This is a genomic window from Maricaulis salignorans (genome assembly GCF_900103475.1).
GTDB lineage: Bacteria > Pseudomonadota > Alphaproteobacteria > Caulobacterales > Maricaulaceae > Maricaulis > Maricaulis salignorans.
The window spans coordinates 76,187-91,829 of the sequence record NZ_FNHG01000003.1; the positions used below are offsets into that span (position 1 = coordinate 76,187).

Here is a 15,643-nt window from a genome sequence, read left to right on the forward strand (position 1 = left end):
CAGGATCAGCGCCTCGCGCGCGCGCCGGGATGCCAGAAGGCCTTGAGCAGCCAGCCGACCACGCCGCCGAGCAGAAAACTCGATCCGATCACGACTATGCGGCTGGTCTGGAAACTCCAGAACAGCACCGTCAGTTCCACCTGGGACATGTTCTGGAAGGCAAACAGCGCGAGCAGGGCAATCAGCCCGGCGATAATCCATAATTTGATGTGACGCATGGTAGCCGCCTTCCCACCTGAATTCGCCCCGCAGTGTGGGCCTCCTCCGGTCCGGTGACAAGGCGATCCGCCGGGGGCGGCATGCGCGGTGCGGCCCCGTACTGTGCGGCACAGGTCTATTTCCGTTCCGGACCTTAATCGGGACGCCGGCGCTTCCTATCTAGGCGTTGAGTTATGATGGAGTGCCCCATGCGGTGGGTCGGTTTGATAGTCTCCCTGGCGGTCCTCGCCAGTACAGTCTGGTTTGCTTTCGCGGCGCCGTATCAGTCGGGCGATCAGCTCGTGCTGGCTGTTGCGGCGATGGGTGGACCGGTTACCCTGTGACCCGGACGCACGATTGACGCGCCCGCCCGAAAGGAAAATGCGATGACACCATCCCCCGGCATCACCTTCACCCTTGAGGCGGACGGGCAGCGCGGCCGCTATCTGGCGCATGTCGACGGCAAGCCCGATCCGGGCGAGCTGACCTTCAGGCGCACCGGCGAGAATCGCATCCTGGTTGATCATGTCGGCGTGCCGCAAAGCCTGCGCGGCACCGGCGTCGGCGTTGCGCTGGCACATCATGTCGTCAGCGAGGCCCGCGCCAAGGGCTTCACCATCTATCCACAATGCCCTTTCCTCGCCTCCCAGGCGCAGAAAAATCCCGATTGGGCCGATGTGGTGGAGCCGGTCTGAAGGGCGTGCGGGGCCCCTCGGTCCCGCCTGCCCGCCCTAGTCGAGAAATTCCCAGCTGTCCGCGCCGTCAAAATGCCGGATGCGAAGGCCCTCTATCGCCGACGGTTCAGCCATATGGGCATTGAGGGCCATGCGCCCGCCGGCCGCCGGATCGGCGCCCTCCCAATGCGTCGTGCAGCCACAGCGCTTGCAGGAGATGAAGGCCAGGGTCTGGTCGCCCTGGAGATAGCGCACGACACTGTCAGCCCGGTAATCGAGCGTCACCCGGGCCCGGTCGGCATGGGCCCAGAGCGCCTGGGCGCGGCGGCAATAGCTGCAATTGCACCGGGTCAGCCAGTCGGGCTCGATGCTGAGCGTCCAGCGCACTGCGCCGCAATGGCATTGTCCGTCCATCATCGCAGCTGGCCTCAGGTCTTGGCGGTCCATTTGATCGAATAGAGGTCGAAACGGCGGTCACGCAGATTGCGCACCGTGCCCTCCTGACGGGCCCAGTCGAGATCGCCCAGATTGAGGTCGGCGATGGCGACGGTCTCGACATTCTCCGTGCATTCCGCCGCGATACCGTCGCGCGCGAAGCGGAAGTCGCACGGGGTCAATATGCAGGACTGGGCATATTGAATATCCATGTTTTCCACACCTGGCAGGTTTCCGACATTACCGGACATCACGACATAGCACTGGTTCTCGATCGCCCGCGCCTGGCTGCAATAGCGCACTCGCATATAGCCCTGGCGGTTATCGGTGCAAAACGGCACGAAGAGCAGCTTGGCACCGGCATCGACCAGCTGGCGCGCCAGTTCGGGGAATTCGCTGTCATAGCAGATCAGCACGCCGATTGGCCCGCAATCGGTCTGGATGGTGGCGATCTCATTACCGCCCTTGATACCCCACCACATCTGCTCCGACGGGGTCGGGTGGATCTTCTCCTGCTGGTGGACCGAGCCATCGCGCAGGAAGACATAGGCGATATTCTGGATATCGCCGCGTTCGGTGCGGGTCGGGTGCGAACCGCCGACGATATTGATATTATAGCTGATCGCCAGCTGGCGCATCGCCTCGACAAATTGCGGCGTGTATTCGGTTAGCGCCTCGATCGACTGCGAGGGCGTCAGCCGGGTCTCGGCAAAGGCCAGCAATTGCAGGGTGAAGAGTTCAGGGAAGACGACGAAATCGCAGCGGTAATCCGCCGTGACATCGACGAAATACTCCACATTGCTCATGAATTCTTCGAAAGAGTGAACCTTGCGCTGCTGGAACTGGACCGAGGCAACGCGCACGCTCTCCTTCTCGCCCGGAGGCGCGCTGGCGCTCTTGGTGTGGACCACGGCATAAGGATTGCGCCAGACCATATGGCTGGCATAGCCGCCCGAGGCGTCGTCAAAGGGCAGATAATCGCTGAGCACGCCGATCGGCTCGAAACCGAGGCGCATCTGGAAGCGGATCACCGGATCGGAGATCTTCTGCTCGACGACGGCCTCGAGATAATCGGCCGGATTGGGATAGAGTTTCTTGCGGCGCTTCCAGCTGGGCATCCGCCCGCCAAACACAATCCCCTTCAGCTCATAGCGCTCGCATAATTCGCGGCGCGCATCATAGAGCCGCTGGCCGATCCGCAGCCGGCGCTTTTCCTGATCGACGCACACTTCCATCCCATAGAGCCAGTCGCCCTTGGGATTATGGCGCGAGGCATAGCCCGAGCCGGTAATGCCATTCCAGGTGTGCGGCGACAGCGCCGAGGCCTCGTCGATGATGAAACTGGCGCAATAGCCCACGATTTCACCGTCATATTCGACCACAACCTGGCCTTCGGGAAAGTTGGAAATCTGCCCCTGCACCATCGCGGTGCTATAGCTGTCCAGTTGCGGATAAACCTTGTCCACCAATGCGATGATCGCCGGAATATCCGCGATGCGGGCATTGCGGATATTGAGCGAAGAGCGGGATTTCTGGCTGGCCATGAAAAGCAATCCTGTTGCGTGGGCGCACTCTGTCAGCTGCGCAAACGCGGCCATACAGGATTTGCGCGGCGGCACATAGCGCTTTGTTGCGGGGGTGTGTTGGAATTTCCGCCGTGAAGCGCGCGATATCGCGAGCGGACGGCTGACAGGGGTGATATGGCTGATTCCAGCGGCCGGACGATCCGGAAAGCCGCCAGACTTCCGGCCCTTCCCGCGCCGCGACCAACTGGCGCCTGCCTGCCTTTGACAGGCCGCCTTTGGCAGGCCGCATTTGACAGGGGTAACGCATGAGCCTGAAGCGTGTTTGCGGCCCGCCGTGGCGCACGATCATGATCGCTTTCGCCGCAGTTCTGGCCCTGCAGGGTTGCGCCCTGGTCGAGCCGGCCCATTACGACATCCGCAGCGATGCGGTGTACTGGGTTTCCTATCCGGGCACATCCGCGAGCCCGTCTTTCGACCGCTATGAGCGCCGCACCGAGGCCGATCCGCAGACATTCGAAATCCTCGCCTTCGCCAATTGGGGCAAGGACGCCCGAAGCGGCTATTATCGCGGCACCGCGCTGGCAGGGGTTGATGCGCCCTCCTTCCGCGCCATCAATGATGAACTGGCCGCCGATGACACCCAGGTCTGGCGCGGAACCAACCTGATCGAAGGCGCTGATGGCGCCAGCTTCAGAACGATCGGGCCGAGCACTGGCGTTGATCGGGCGGCCGCCTATGCCGGCTGGGCCCGCTTCGTGCCGTGCGATCTGTCCACCTTCACCGTCATCGAAAGCGAGGCCGAGAGCGAGGACGAGGCTTTCACCGCGGACAGCGCCTGCGTCTATGCCTACGGTCTGCGTCTGCCGCTCACCGATCGCGCCACATTCGAACGCCTCGGCGCCGAATACTCCCGCGATAGCGGCGGCGTCTATTGGCGTCATTTCGAGGTGACCGGCGCCGATCCCGCGAGCTTCCACATCCGCGAAGGCACCCGTCTGGGCCAGGACCGCTCCGGCTGCTGGCTGGGGCCGGACTGGCGCGAATGCCGGGACTAGCGATGGCGCGGGACATGTTCCGGCCTCCCGCCGGTACGTGTCCCGACTTGCGTTGAGAACCGGCGACCCGAGTCGGGACACGCACCGGCAAAGCCGGAGCATGTCCCGGGTACCCGGCATCACGCAGCGCATCGCCGGGCGAATATGCTACCCTGTTCGCTCAACCCGGCCCCGCGCCGCCAGATAAGGACCCGCCATGCCCAAAACCATCCTGATCACCGGTGCCACGGACGGGATCGGCCAGGCCGCCGCCTTGTCCCTTGGCGCTCTCGGGCACACGCTCCTGATCCATGGCCGCAGCGCCGAAAAACTCACCGCCACGGCAGCGCAATTGCGCGCCCTGCCCGGCGCGGGCCCCGTCGAGACCTGGCAGGCCGATCTGTCCGACCTGGACGCAACCGCCCGCCTCGGCCGCGAGATCCGCGCCGCCCATGGTCAAATCGACGTGCTGATCAATAATGCCGGCATCTACAAGACCGACCACCCGGTCATGGCCGACGGACAGGATGTCCGCTTCGTCGTCAACACCCTGGCCCCGGCCCTGCTGACGCGCCTTCTGCTCGGCGCCATCCCGCGCGATGGCCGCATCATCCACCTCTCCTCCGCCGCCCAGGCCCCCGTCGACCTTCAGGCCCTCGCCGGAGAGCGCCCCTTGGAGCCGATGGCCGCCTATGCCCAGAGCAAGCTCGCCCTGACCGAGTGGAGCCAGTCCCTCGCCGCCGATCTCGGCCTCGAGGGCCCCGCCACGATTGCAGTCAATCCGGGCTCGCTGCTGGCAACAAATATGGTCCGCAAGGGCTTCGGCGTCGCCGGCAATGATATCGGCATCGGCGCCGACATCCTGACGCGTGCCGCGCTATCGGATGAGTTTGCCGGCGCCACAGGGCGGTATTACGACAATGATTCCCACCGCTTCGCCGCGCCGCATGGTGAAGCGGCCGATGCTGGCAAGGTCGCGCGCGTGGTCGAGGCGATCGAGGCGCGGATTGCGGGGTATCTGGGGGCGTGAATGCCCCCATCAAGCAAGCGATCAGGGATGCGCCCTGCCGCTTCGCCTGTCTCCCTCCTCTTCCTTGATGGAAGAGGTGCGCCGGACGAAGTCCGGGGCGGAGCTGGTGAGGATGACGGGCTCACCCGCCGCCGTTTGACGGGCGTCACGCGACACCCACGGCCGGTTGTGTCAGCCTGCCATCATGACGCGTCCAATGGTCAAACTCGCGCGCCAACTCAGAAAGCGCATGACGCCGCATGAAGTCCGGCTCTGGAGCCGGCTGAAGACCTGGCGCGCCGAGGGCTTCGTATTCCGCCGCCAGGCGCCCCTGGGCCGCTATATCGTCGACTTTGTCTGCTTCACCCCGAAACTCGTGATCGAACTCGATGGTGGCCAGCACAGCCTCGACGACCACCGCGCGGCCGACGCCATCCGCGATGCCTGGCTTGAAGACCAAGGCTTTCGCGTCCTGCGCATCTGGAACATGGACGTGCACAATAATATGGACGGCGTGCTCATCGCCATCCGCGACGCCCTCGAAGCCGGCCTGCGCGACATGCGCCGCTGAGCGGTGCGAGGCCGTCACCAGCTCCGGCCGCTTCGCGGCCACCTCTTCCATCAAGGAGGAGGAGGGAGTTTGATCTGGCCGGCCTCGATGATCGCCCTCCTCTTCCTTGATGGAAGAGGTGCGCCGGACGAAGTCCGGGGCGGAGCTGGTGAGGATGACGCGCGCTACGTCTGCCCCCTACCCCTTCACCTTCACCGCACTCATCCGCCGCTCCAGCCTGATCGAAAACCAGCCGATGATCGCGCGCCAGAGCTCGTCCTTGAGCACGGCGCCTTCGACTTCGGTTTCGAGATTGGGGTTATCATTGATCTCGATCACGAAAATCCCCTTTTCATTCTGCTTCATGTCGATGCCGTACAGGCCATTGCCGATCAGATTGGCGGCCTTTTTGGCAATCTCGATCACTTCCGGCGGGGCGTCTTTGATGGCCATGGTTTCGAAACCGCCCTCGGTATATTTGCCGTCGGCCTCGTGCTTGATGATCTGCCAGTGGCCGCGGGCCATCTTGTATTTGCAGGCGAACAAGGGCTCGCCATCGAGCACGCCGATGCGCCAGTCATAGTCTGTGGGCATGAATTCCTGGGCGATGATCAGGGCGGTGTCGGCGAACAGCTCCTTGGCGCGTTTGGCGAGCTCGGCCTCATTGGTGACCTTGTGGACCTGGCGGCTGAAGGAGCCGTCGGGGGCTTTCAGCACGACCGTTGAGCCGAGGCGGTCGAACAGGCCGGTCATCGGGGTGGTGGCGTCGAGGATTTCGGTTTTCGGGGCCGGCACACCGCCCTGCTCCATCAGCTCTTTCAGGAAGACCTTGTTGGTGCAGCGGATCATCGAGCGGCAATCATCGATGACGGGCATGCCCTCCTGCTCGGCGCGGCGGGCGAAGCGATAGGTGAAATTATCGATCGCCGTGGTGGTGCGAATGAAGAGCGCGTCATACTCGGCCAGGCTGGCGAGATCATTGGGGCCGATCAGATCGACCTCGACGCCCATTTTGGCCGCCACACTGGCCAGGCGCTGGACCGAGGACTTGCTCGAGGGCGGGAATTCCTCCTTCGGGTCGGTCAGGATCGCCAGCGACCAGCGCGCCGCGGTGCGTTCCTTGGGCGCGACCCATTGGCGGCGTGTGTATTGGCCCAGGCAATCGAGGAAGAATTGCCGGTCCTCATTCTTCAAAACGTGCGGCGAGATCGCCTTGATCTGCTGGATCTCCTTGCCCGAAGCCGACAGCGTCACGTCGAGCACCGGCGCGCGGAACCAGTCGAACAACAGCTTGGAGAATTTGGCGAGGGCCTTGTTCTGGCAATTGCCGAAGGAGACAAGCAAGTGTTTGTCCTCCGAGGCGACACCGCCGAGATCCTTCATCAGCGCGACATTGAGGTCGGGCAGCGCCTGGGCGTAAAGCCCCTTGCGGCTCAGCTCGACGACCGATTGCGCCGTCGGCACGATGCGGTGGCCGCGCGCTTCGGCCAGAAGCGAGGCGTAATAGCCCTTCGACTGATAGCTATAGCTGCGCGCCAGATTGATGATATTCGGCCGCCGGCCGGTGAAGAGCTGCGCATTGACGATATAATCGCGGATGCGCATGACCTTGTGAGGCGTTTCGTGCTGGCCGAGATCGCCAACATGTTCAACGAGAATGAGCCAGTCGCTCACGAGCTATCGCTCTCCTGATCTGTGCGGCGCCTCCGCTTCAAATAGCAACGCCGCTTCACCGTCCTCGTAATAGGCTTCCCGTGTGCCCCGCAAGTGAAATCCTGCGCGTTGATACACGGTGATCGCCTTTGTGTTGGATTTTCGCACTTCCAGCCGGATCTTGGCGCCGCCGCGCCGCGCCGTCAGATCGGTCGCCGCGCCCAGCATCGCCTGCGCCACGCCAACGCCCCTGTGGTCCGGCGCGACGGCGATGGAATAGATGCGCGAGGTCGCACTGCCGCGGCGAAAGGCCAGGGCGAGATAGCCCGCCGGCTCGCCGCCGATCCGGGCGAGCAGGAACAGGGTTTTGCGCGCCGCCAGCATGCGGCGCAGATTTTCGCGGGCGAAACGGTCAGCGGTGAAACTGTCGACTTCGATGCCGTCGATCACATCGAGATCATCTCGGCCGGCCAGCCGCACCTCGATCACCGCCTGGGCGTCGCGGCAATCGAAACGCCAGCGCAAATCGTCGTCACAAGGCCGGGGCAGGTCGATTCGGGGCGTCATAATTGATCCGTTCGGACGTCAGGCGCGTACCATGACAGCGAATGGCCATCTGGCGATAGCCGGGCGGGTGTTGAATGGCAGGCCTGCGGCCAGGGAATGGCAGGCGAGCAGCTGACAGATCATCACAATGGCGTGCGGCGGGGATACGGCTGGCCGAAACTGCCCTATCCTCGCATTTACCCAGTGCCAATAGCCGAGGAATACGATGCTGATCAAGAAACCCCATCGCTGGCAATTGCCCGAGCGCGCCGTGACGTCGAAGGCCGATTTCCTCAATCGCCGCCAGATCATGGCCACAGTCGGGGCGCTTGGCCTGGCAGGGCTGGCCGGCTGCGGCGCGGCCGAGGAATCGGTCGCCCAGGCCGGCACTGGCCGTCCGCTCTCCGGGGCATTGCCCTTTCGCGCGACGGATTATCAAGTCGCTGACGAATCAACGCCTTACGAGGCGGTGACCGGCTATAATAATTTCTACGAATTCGGCGTCGGCAAGGACGACCCCGCCCGCTATGCCAGCGCCATGACGACCGATCCCTGGTCGATCGAGATCGAAGGCCATGCCACCCGCACCGGCCGGTTCGCCCTGGAAGATGTCGTTGATTTTTCAGCACTTGAGGAGCGCATCTACCGGCTGCGCTGCGTCGAGGCCTGGTCGATGGTCATCCCCTGGATCGGCATTCCGCTCGGTGCTGTCCTGCGCCAGTTCGAGCCGACCTCGGATGCGCGCTATGTCCAGTTCATCACCTATCAGGACGCCGGCGAAATGCGCGGCACCCGCTCAGCCGTGCTCGACTGGCCTTACAAGGAAGGCCTGCGCATGGATGAGGCGATGAATGAACTCGCCTTCCTGGCGGTCGGGCTTTATGGCGAAGTTCTGCCCAACCAGAATGGCGCCCCGATCCGCCTCGTCGTGCCCTGGAAATATGGCTATAAGTCCATCAAATCCATCGTCAAAATCCGTTTCGTATCGGACGAGCCGGAGACCTCCTGGAAGCGCTCCGCGCCGCGCGAATACGGGTTTTATTCCAACGTCAATCCGAACCGCGCCCATCCACGCTGGAGTCAGGCCTCGGAACGCGTCATCGGGGCGGGCCCGTTTGCGCGCCGCGAGACCGAGATGTTCAATGGCTATGGCCCTGAAGTCGCCGGGCTTTATGCCGGCATGGATTTGATCGAGAACCATTGAGCATGGCCAAAAACGCAGTCCTGCGGAGTTTCGCGAAGGATTGGCTCAAACCGCTGACCTTCTGGGCCCTGGCCCTGCCCGGCCTCTGGCTGGGCTGGCAATGGGGTTTGCTGCTGAGCGGTGCGCCCCATGATCTCGGCTTCAACCCGATCGAGAAAACCCATCGTTTTCTGGGCGATACGGCCCTGCGCATCCTGTTGATCTCGCTGGCGGTGACGCCGTTTCGCGACCTGACCCGCTGGCTGCCGATCATGAAGGTGCGCCGCCGGATCGGGCTGGCGGCTTTCTGGTACGCTGCCGCGCATCTGGTGGCCTATCTCGGCCTCGACCTCTATCTCGCCGCCGGCATGAGTTTGACCGGCATGTGGGCCGGGCTGTGGGAGGATGTCGTCAAGCGGATCTATATCACGCTGGGCATGACGGCCTTTATCCTGCTGATTCCGCTGGCCCTGACTTCCTTCAACGCCATGGTCCGGCGCCTGGGCGCGAGGGCGTGGCAAAACCTCCACTACAGCGTCTACCCCCTCGCCGTGATCGCCTGCCTGCACTACGGCTTCATGGTCAAGGGCAACCAATTGGGTCCCTGGATTCATGGCGGGATATTGGCGCTCTTGCTGGCCTATCGCGCCGGGGTCTGGATCAGAAGCCGAATGAAGCCGCAACCGGTCGCCAGCACGTCCTGACGCCTGAGCACCAGCAAGGTCACGCAGGACAGCCACACGACACACGCCGCGACGAAGAGCCCGCCACCATCCTGGTTGGGATCAATACCCAGCGGCGTGAAGAGATGGAAGCAAATCGCGCCCGTCATCACCGCCAGACCGAGGCCGGCACCGAGAATCTGCAAACGCTTCAAACCGGGTATAAATCCACTCAATAGCAGTGCAGAAGCAATGAGTTCTGCCATTCCGATCACGTATCGGCTGAACAGGCCGGTATGGCCGAACAGGCCGGCCGCCCCCCATGTTGCGGCCCAGCCATCGAGCAGGCCGAAGATCACCTGGGTCTCCGGCGCGTCGGTGAATTTATAGCGTAGCGAGTCGAGAAATATTGCCGCGATGAAGAGCGGTAGTGCGATCAGCACGATGCGTTGAATAGTCCTGGCTATGAGAGCCCTCCCCGAATATTGCCAGCCTAACCGCAAGCGGCGGCGACGCGAAGCAGACTTCTACTCGACCGGCGCGCATTGATCCCGTAACCATGGCGTGAACACGCTGTGAGGGAGACACACATCATGCAAACACGCGCCGCGATCGCCTACCAGGCCGGAGCCCCGCTCGTCATCGAGACCGTCGATCTACAAGGTCCGCGCGCCGGCGAAGTGCTGGTCGAGATCATGGCGACCGGTGTTTGCCATACCGATGCCTTCACCCTCTCCGGCGACGATCCGGAAGGCGCATTTCCAGCGATTCTTGGCCATGAGGGGGCCGGCATCGTGCGCGAAGTCGGTGCTGGCGTGACCTCGGTGAAGCCGGGCGATCATGTCATCCCGCTCTACACGCCGGAATGCCGCGAATGCGAGTATTGCCTCAATCCGAAAACCAATCTGTGCCAGAAGATCCGCTCGACCCAGGGCGCCGGCCTGATGCCTGATGGCACCAGCCGTTTCTCGATCGGCGGCAAGCCGATCCTGCACTATATGGGCTGCTCGACCTTCTCCAATTTCACCGTCCTGCCCGAAATCGCGCTCGCCAAGGTCCGCGAAGACGCGCCCTTCGACAAGATTTGCTATATCGGCTGCGGCGTCACCACAGGCGTTGGCGCGGTGGCGTTCGATGCCAAGGTCGAGCCGGGTTCGAATGTCGTCGTGTTCGGCCTTGGCGGTATCGGCCTCAACGTCATCCAGGGCGCGCGCATGGTCGGCGCAGGCAAGATTATCGGCATTGATATCAATGAGGACCGCGTCGAGATCGCAAAGAAATTCGGCATGACCGATTTCATCAATCCGAAAAAGGTCGAGAACCTGGTCGAGGCGATCATGGACCTGACCAATGGCGGCGCGGATTATTCCTTCGAGTGCATCGGCAATGTGAACACGATGCGCCAGGCGCTGGAATGCTGCCACAAGGGCTGGGGCGAGAGCATCATTATCGGCGTCGCCGGTGCCGGCCAGGAAATCTCCACCCGCCCCTTCCAGCTCGTCACCGGCCGCGTCTGGCGCGGATCAGCCTTTGGCGGCGCCCGCGGCCGCACCGATGTGCCCAAGATTGTCGACTGGTATATGGACGGCAAGATCAATATCGACGACCTCATCACCCACACCATGCCGCTGGACAAGATCAATGACGCCTTTGATCTGATGCATGCCGGCAAGAGCATTCGGAGTGTGGTGGTTTATTGATGCGGGCGCTGCTCCTGAGCTTCGTCGCCGGCCTGACGGGGTGTCAGAGCGCCCCGTGGGCGCAATTCGCGATGCAGCCGGAGGATTGCACTGCGTTGGACGCTTGGGCGCGATCCGGGCCGGACGAGCCCCAGACCGTCCAGTTCATGTGGGTCGAGCGAACCGATGTGATCTCGATGCGACCCGACATGCGATATTACCCGAACGATGACGAGTTTGACTCGTCCTGGGCAGGCGAAGTTTACGGCGCACTGGGCCGGTACACACATGGCTCCAGTCTCGACGATCTCGCCGGGATTGCGACGGGGTGTCTGCATGGACGGCTCACGCAGGACCGCAATGACAACGGGGAGGTTGCTGCCATCTCATCGGACATCTTTCGGCCCGACTCGATGCTCGAAATACGTTGGCAAGACGAGGGTTGTGGTTTTGTGCCGTTGGAGGGCACGATCTCGTGGGGCGGATGTTTGACCCTGCGTGCGAGTCGTCCAGACTGAACAGAGCCTGACGGTGCCAGCCGGTTCTCCGATGCTCCTCTCCGGCCTTTCTTTGTTCCAAAGACCGCCGTATGATAGCGCCATGCTATCACGGAGCGCGCCATGGGCCAGATTCTCATCCGCAATCTCGATGACGAGGTCATCGCCAAGCTCAAACTGAATGCCGAATCGGCGAGCACCTCGCTTGAACAATATCTGCGTGAATTGCTGACGGCCAAGGTCATGTCGGACAAAGAGGCATTCCTGGCGTTCGCCAAGGGGATGCAGGAAAGCTCGCGGCCATCGGATCTCGACCCGACCGATCTGATCCGCGAGGATCGCGCCCGTTGAGTGTTTTCATCCTCGACGCCAGCGTCGCGACCCGGATGTTTCTGGCGGTACCGGAGCGCTTGCGTGCGCTTGCCGCCGCACGCGCGTATGAATTCATCGCGCCCCGTCTAATTCTCACCGAGACGGCGAACGCGCTCTGGAAATACGTCCGCCGGGGTGACATCACCCTGGACCAGGCCCAGGAAGCGGTCCGGCAGCTGGACCGGCAGCTCTCCATCGTCGATGATTTCAGACTAATCGTCCTCGCCCAGCGGCTCGCGGCAGAGCTGGATCATCCGGTCTATGACTGCGTCTATCTGGCGACCGCGCAATCCTATCAATATCCCCTGCTCACCGCCGATAAACGCCTCATCGCCTTCGCCCGTGACCTCTCCCTCGATGTCGCTGATCTGGCCTCGATACCGATTGAGGGCTAAGAGACGGGCCAAGACTCACCCCCTGCCCCGGATAGCGCGCCCATGACCCTGCACATCACTGACAAGTTCGACAGCGGCAATATCGTCGTCAAGAATTCCCGCGATCCCGAGAATATCGAGCTGGAGATCCGCAAGGACAAGGATTCCGACTTCTATCAATGGTTCCATTTTCGCGTCTCCGGCGCGCGCGACGAGGATCTGGTGATGCGCATCACCAATGCCGGCGGCGCCGCCTATCTCGAAGGTTGGCCGGGCTATCAGGCCTGCGCTTCCTATGACCGGGAGACCTGGTTCCGCGTCGAGACCAGCTATGCCAAGGGCGTTTTGACACTGCAGCACACACCGGAACTCGACACAGTGTGGTATGCCTATTTCGCGCCCTTCTCGATGGAGCGCCACCAGGACCTGATCGCCGCCGTGCAGAGCTGCGAAGGCGTCAAACTTGAAGTGCTTGGCGAAACGCTGGACGGGCAGACGATGGATTGCCTCACCGTCGGCGAGCCTTCCAAGAAGAAGCGCACCATCTGGGTCACCGCACGCCAGCACCCTGGCGAGACGATGGCGGAATGGTGGATGGAGGGCTTTCTCGACCGCCTGCTCGACCCCGATGATCCGGTGGCGCGCAAGCTGCGCTCGAAAGCCGTCCTCCACATTGTGCCGAACATGAATCCCGATGGCTCGAAACGCGGCCATCTGCGCACCAATGCCAAGGGCGTCAATCTCAATCGCGAATGGGACAAGGCCAGTCTGGAAAATTCGCCGGAAGTCTTCCACGTTCTCAACCGCATGCGCGAGACCGGTATCGATCTCGCCCTCGACGTCCATGGCGATGAGGCCTTGCCCTATAATTTCATCGCTGGCGGCGAAGGTGCCCCGAATTTCGACCAGCGTGGTCAGGTCAATCTCGACGCCTACAAGGCAGCGCTATGCAAGGTCAGCCCGGATTTCCAGACCAAGCATGGCTATGATGTCGACGCGCCGGGCACCGCCAATCTCTCCGTCTGCACGAATTATCTCGCCAATGAATTCAAGTGCCTGGCGATGACGCTGGAAATGCCGTTCAAGGATAATGCCGACCTGCCCGACATGGTGCATGGCTGGTCGCCGGAGCGCTGCCGCAAGCTCGGCGCGGCTAATCTGGAAGCCATGCTGGAACTTGTGGACCAGTTGCGGTGAAGCTTTTCGTTGATGCCGATGCTTGCCCGGTGAAGGACGAAGTCCTTCGCGTCGGCGAGCGCCATGAAATCGAAATGCTCTTCGTCTGCGATGGCGGTATCCGCCGGCCCAATTCCAACTGGGCCCGGCTGGTAATTGTCGACCAGGGCACGGATGCGGCCGATAACTGGATTGCCGACGAGATCGGCCCGGGCGATGTCTGCGTGACGACGGACATTCCGCTCGCCGATCGTTGCCTCAAGGCCGGCGCACTGGCGGTCGATCATCGCGGCAAGGCCTTCACGCCCGACAATATCGGCTCGGTGCTGGCGACGCGCAATCTGATGACCGATCTGCGCGAGACCGGCATGCAGACCGGCGGTGCGCGGCCCTTCGGCCCCAAGGATCGCTCAGCCTTTCTCAACGGGCTGGAAATCGTCATCCAGGCCGCCAAGCGCGGCAAGGCCCCGCGCTAACACATACGAGGTTCCCCATGGAATTGATCAGCTCGGTCAAATGTTTCGGCGGCGACCAGCGGCGCTATCGCCACCGCTCCGAAGTGCTCGATTGCGAGATGACTGTCTCCGTCTATCTGCCGCCCCAGGCTGCAAAGGGCCCGGTTCCGGCCGTCTGGTTCCTGGCGGGTCTGACCTGCAGCGACGAGAATTTCATCATCAAGGCCGGGGCCCAGCGCTACGCGGCCGAGCTCGGCCTGGCGATCATCTGCCCCGACACCTCGCCGCGCGGTGATGGCGTCGCCGATGACGAGGCCTATGATCTCGGCCAGGGTGCCGGCTTCTACGTCAACGCCACCCGCGAGCCCTGGGCGAAGCATTTCCGGATGTGGGATTATATCACCGCGGAATTGCCCGGCCTGGTGGGTGAGGCCTGCCCGCTCGACATGCAGCGCCAGTCGATCATGGGCCATTCCATGGGCGGGCATGGCGCGTTGACCATTGGTCTGACGCATCCCGACCGTTTTGCCGCGATCTCGGCCTTCGCGCCGATCGTCGCTCCGATGCAGGTGCCCTGGGGCGTGAAGGCCTTCACCACCTATCTCGGTGAGCCCCCGTCAGCCTGGGCGGCTCATGATGCCTGCCAGCTCCTGCGCAGCAGCCAGGCCGACCTGCCGCCTATCCTGATCGATCAGGGCGAGGCCGATAATTTCCTCGCGGAACAATTGCGGCCCGACCTGCTTGAAGCTGAAATCAGGGGCCGCGACATCACGGTCAGGCGCCAGGAGGGCTATGATCACTCCTATTTCTTCATTGCCAGCTTCGTCGGCGAGCATCTCGCCTGGCATGCCCGCGCCCTGGCAGTGTGAGACGGCCGGTCAGCGGGTGTGACGCCGCACCTTTTTCCTGGGTGTCGTCGGTGCGCCCGGGGCCGGGAAGTGGAAAGCGCTGGGCTGAACGAACTCATCGCGGCGGTCGAAGGCCTGATCGGCATAAGGTCCGTTGCGGTCGACAAAATCATAGAAGAGATGCGCCGACCATTCATTGGGATTAGGGTCGTGGCGGCCGTGCAGGCGGTTGACGCCATCATAAATCACCGCATCGCCCGGCTGCATCGGAATGCGCAACATGCTCATCGCCGTCCCGTCCGGCAATAATCCGCCTTCCTTCATGCGCGCATCCTCGCGCACCGCGTCCTTGGACACCCAGAGCGGCCAGGAAATGTCGTCGGAATAGCCCAGCGTCAGTGAAATCGCGTATTCCGCCGCGGCCCGGTCGACGTGCAAGGCGCAATGATCACCCTTGCGATAGACCCGGAAATAAGACGTCGTCGGCAGCAATTCCTTGCCGGTCAGTGCCTGCATATAGGGCGTCAGCGACCAGAGCAGTCCGGCATGGAAGGGATAGTGGTAGGCGTAGGATTCAAAACAGAATTCTCGTGTGAACGGCCCCTTGCCCCAAATCCCGGTATAGGTCTCGGGCGTATTGCCCAGGCCCCGCTGGAACTGGAACAACATGGCGGCCGCCACTTCGGCCGGGAACATCTGGTGCGCCAGAGCCCAGCCTTGCGTCTCGAAGCTCTTGCGCAGGACTTCAAGCTGTTTCAACCGATCGAACATG

The 15,643-nt window shown here is 62.6% G+C and carries 21 protein-coding genes; 14 read left to right on the forward strand and 7 right to left on the reverse strand.

The annotated features are described in order from the left end of the window. Positions 1-5: 5 nt before the first annotated feature. Positions 6-218, reverse strand: coding sequence for a lipopolysaccharide assembly protein LapA domain-containing protein (locus BLT42_RS03870; RefSeq protein ID WP_091767166.1), 213 nt, complete (start codon positions 216-218; stop codon positions 6-8). 189 nt (positions 219-407) lie between these two features. Between BLT42_RS03870 and BLT42_RS15325 the strand changes: the two genes are divergently transcribed. Beyond that, complete coding sequence (locus tag BLT42_RS15325) at positions 408-542, forward strand: hypothetical protein (protein ID WP_267887691.1); 135 nt, start codon at positions 408-410, stop codon at positions 540-542. 42 nt (positions 543-584) lie between these two features. Then, positions 585-893, forward strand: a complete 309-nt coding sequence (locus BLT42_RS03875) for a GNAT family N-acetyltransferase (protein ID WP_091767168.1) — start codon at positions 585-587, stop codon at positions 891-893. Positions 894-929: 36 nt separating this feature from the next. Here BLT42_RS03875 and BLT42_RS03880 read toward each other — a convergent pair whose 3' ends face one another. Further along, a complete protein-coding gene (locus BLT42_RS03880) occupies positions 930-1,319 on the reverse strand; it encodes a GFA family protein (RefSeq protein ID WP_233342301.1) in 390 nt (129 codons plus the stop codon). Next, positions 1,301-2,851 (reverse strand): bifunctional GNAT family N-acetyltransferase/carbon-nitrogen hydrolase family protein, encoded by a 1,551-nt coding sequence (locus BLT42_RS03885; protein ID WP_091767541.1) that lies wholly within the window; start codon positions 2,849-2,851, stop codon positions 1,301-1,303. The genes BLT42_RS03880 and BLT42_RS03885 overlap by 19 nt, the downstream gene beginning before the upstream one ends. Positions 2,852-3,138: 287 nt before the next feature. On the opposite strand from BLT42_RS03885, the gene BLT42_RS03890 reads away from it, so the two are divergent. The 3 genes from BLT42_RS03890 (at position 3,139) to BLT42_RS03900 (ending at position 5,447) form a co-directional block, all read left to right on the forward strand. Next, positions 3,139-3,888 carry a DKNYY domain-containing protein gene (locus BLT42_RS03890; protein WP_091767172.1) on the forward strand — a complete coding sequence of 250 codons (750 nt, stop codon included), beginning with the start codon at positions 3,139-3,141 and terminating at the stop codon, positions 3,886-3,888. Between the two features lie 196 nt (positions 3,889-4,084). Then, entirely contained in the window at positions 4,085-4,897 is an 813-nt protein-coding gene (locus tag BLT42_RS03895; RefSeq protein ID WP_091767173.1) for an SDR family NAD(P)-dependent oxidoreductase, read from the forward strand. 184 nt (positions 4,898-5,081) lie between these two features. Further along, complete coding sequence (locus BLT42_RS03900) at positions 5,082-5,447, forward strand: endonuclease domain-containing protein (RefSeq protein ID WP_233342302.1); 366 nt, start codon at positions 5,082-5,084, stop codon at positions 5,445-5,447. Positions 5,448-5,624: 177 nt separating this feature from the next. Here BLT42_RS03900 and BLT42_RS03905 read toward each other — a convergent pair whose 3' ends face one another. Then, a complete protein-coding gene (locus BLT42_RS03905) occupies positions 5,625-7,100 on the reverse strand; it encodes a RimK family protein (protein WP_176780245.1) in 1,476 nt (491 codons plus the stop codon). Positions 7,101-7,103: 3 nt separating this feature from the next. Further along, positions 7,104-7,646: a GNAT family N-acetyltransferase gene (locus tag BLT42_RS03910; protein ID WP_091767175.1), complete on the reverse strand. Its 543-nt coding sequence runs from the start codon at positions 7,644-7,646 to the stop codon at positions 7,104-7,106. Positions 7,647-7,851: 205 nt separating this feature from the next. Here BLT42_RS03910 and msrP point away from each other — a divergent pair, with 205 nt between their 5' ends. Both msrP and BLT42_RS03920 read left to right on the forward strand, forming a co-directional pair. Continuing rightward, positions 7,852-8,829, forward strand: a complete 978-nt coding sequence (msrP, locus tag BLT42_RS03915; RefSeq protein WP_091767176.1) for a protein-methionine-sulfoxide reductase catalytic subunit MsrP — start codon at positions 7,852-7,854, stop codon at positions 8,827-8,829. A gap of 2 nt (positions 8,830-8,831) precedes the next feature. Continuing rightward, positions 8,832-9,512, forward strand: coding sequence for a protein-methionine-sulfoxide reductase heme-binding subunit MsrQ (locus BLT42_RS03920; RefSeq protein WP_091767177.1), 681 nt, complete (start codon positions 8,832-8,834; stop codon positions 9,510-9,512). Here the strand turns inward: BLT42_RS03920 and BLT42_RS03925 are convergent. Continuing rightward, positions 9,449-9,913, reverse strand: a complete 465-nt coding sequence (locus tag BLT42_RS03925) for a hypothetical protein (protein ID WP_233342303.1) — start codon at positions 9,911-9,913, stop codon at positions 9,449-9,451. The genes BLT42_RS03920 and BLT42_RS03925 overlap by 64 nt on opposite strands. A 150-nt stretch (positions 9,914-10,063) precedes the next feature. On the opposite strand from BLT42_RS03925, the gene BLT42_RS03930 reads away from it, so the two are divergent. The 7 genes from BLT42_RS03930 (at position 10,064) to fghA (ending at position 14,892) form a co-directional block, all read left to right on the forward strand. After that, positions 10,064-11,170, forward strand: a complete 1,107-nt coding sequence (locus tag BLT42_RS03930; protein WP_091767178.1) for an S-(hydroxymethyl)glutathione dehydrogenase/class III alcohol dehydrogenase — start codon at positions 10,064-10,066, stop codon at positions 11,168-11,170. Further along, positions 11,170-11,667, forward strand: coding sequence for a hypothetical protein (locus tag BLT42_RS03935; RefSeq protein WP_091767181.1), 498 nt, complete (start codon positions 11,170-11,172; stop codon positions 11,665-11,667). Before BLT42_RS03930 ends, BLT42_RS03935 begins: the two co-directional genes overlap by 1 nt. Before the next feature lie 102 nt (positions 11,668-11,769). Beyond that, positions 11,770-11,997, forward strand: a complete 228-nt coding sequence (locus BLT42_RS03940) for a FitA-like ribbon-helix-helix domain-containing protein (RefSeq protein WP_091767184.1) — start codon at positions 11,770-11,772, stop codon at positions 11,995-11,997. After that, positions 11,994-12,413, forward strand: coding sequence for a type II toxin-antitoxin system VapC family toxin (locus BLT42_RS03945; protein WP_091767187.1), 420 nt, complete (start codon positions 11,994-11,996; stop codon positions 12,411-12,413). Before BLT42_RS03940 ends, BLT42_RS03945 begins: the two co-directional genes overlap by 4 nt. 48 nt (positions 12,414-12,461) lie before the next feature. Further along, positions 12,462-13,589, forward strand: coding sequence for a M14 family metallopeptidase (locus tag BLT42_RS03950; protein WP_091767550.1), 1,128 nt, complete (start codon positions 12,462-12,464; stop codon positions 13,587-13,589). Next, complete coding sequence (locus tag BLT42_RS03955) at positions 13,586-14,044, forward strand: YaiI/YqxD family protein (RefSeq protein WP_091767190.1); 459 nt, start codon at positions 13,586-13,588, stop codon at positions 14,042-14,044. The genes BLT42_RS03950 and BLT42_RS03955 overlap by 4 nt, the downstream gene beginning before the upstream one ends. A gap of 17 nt (positions 14,045-14,061) precedes the next feature. Next, positions 14,062-14,892, forward strand: a complete 831-nt coding sequence (gene fghA / locus BLT42_RS03960; protein ID WP_091767193.1) for an S-formylglutathione hydrolase — start codon at positions 14,062-14,064, stop codon at positions 14,890-14,892. Positions 14,893-14,901: 9 nt separating this feature from the next. Here fghA and BLT42_RS03965 read toward each other — a convergent pair whose 3' ends face one another. Beyond that, the gene (locus BLT42_RS03965) at positions 14,902-15,642 is read right to left on the reverse strand and encodes a hypothetical protein (RefSeq protein WP_091767196.1); all 741 of its coding nucleotides are present in this window, start codon (positions 15,640-15,642) and stop codon (positions 14,902-14,904) included. Between the last annotated feature and the right edge of the window lies 1 nt (position 15,643).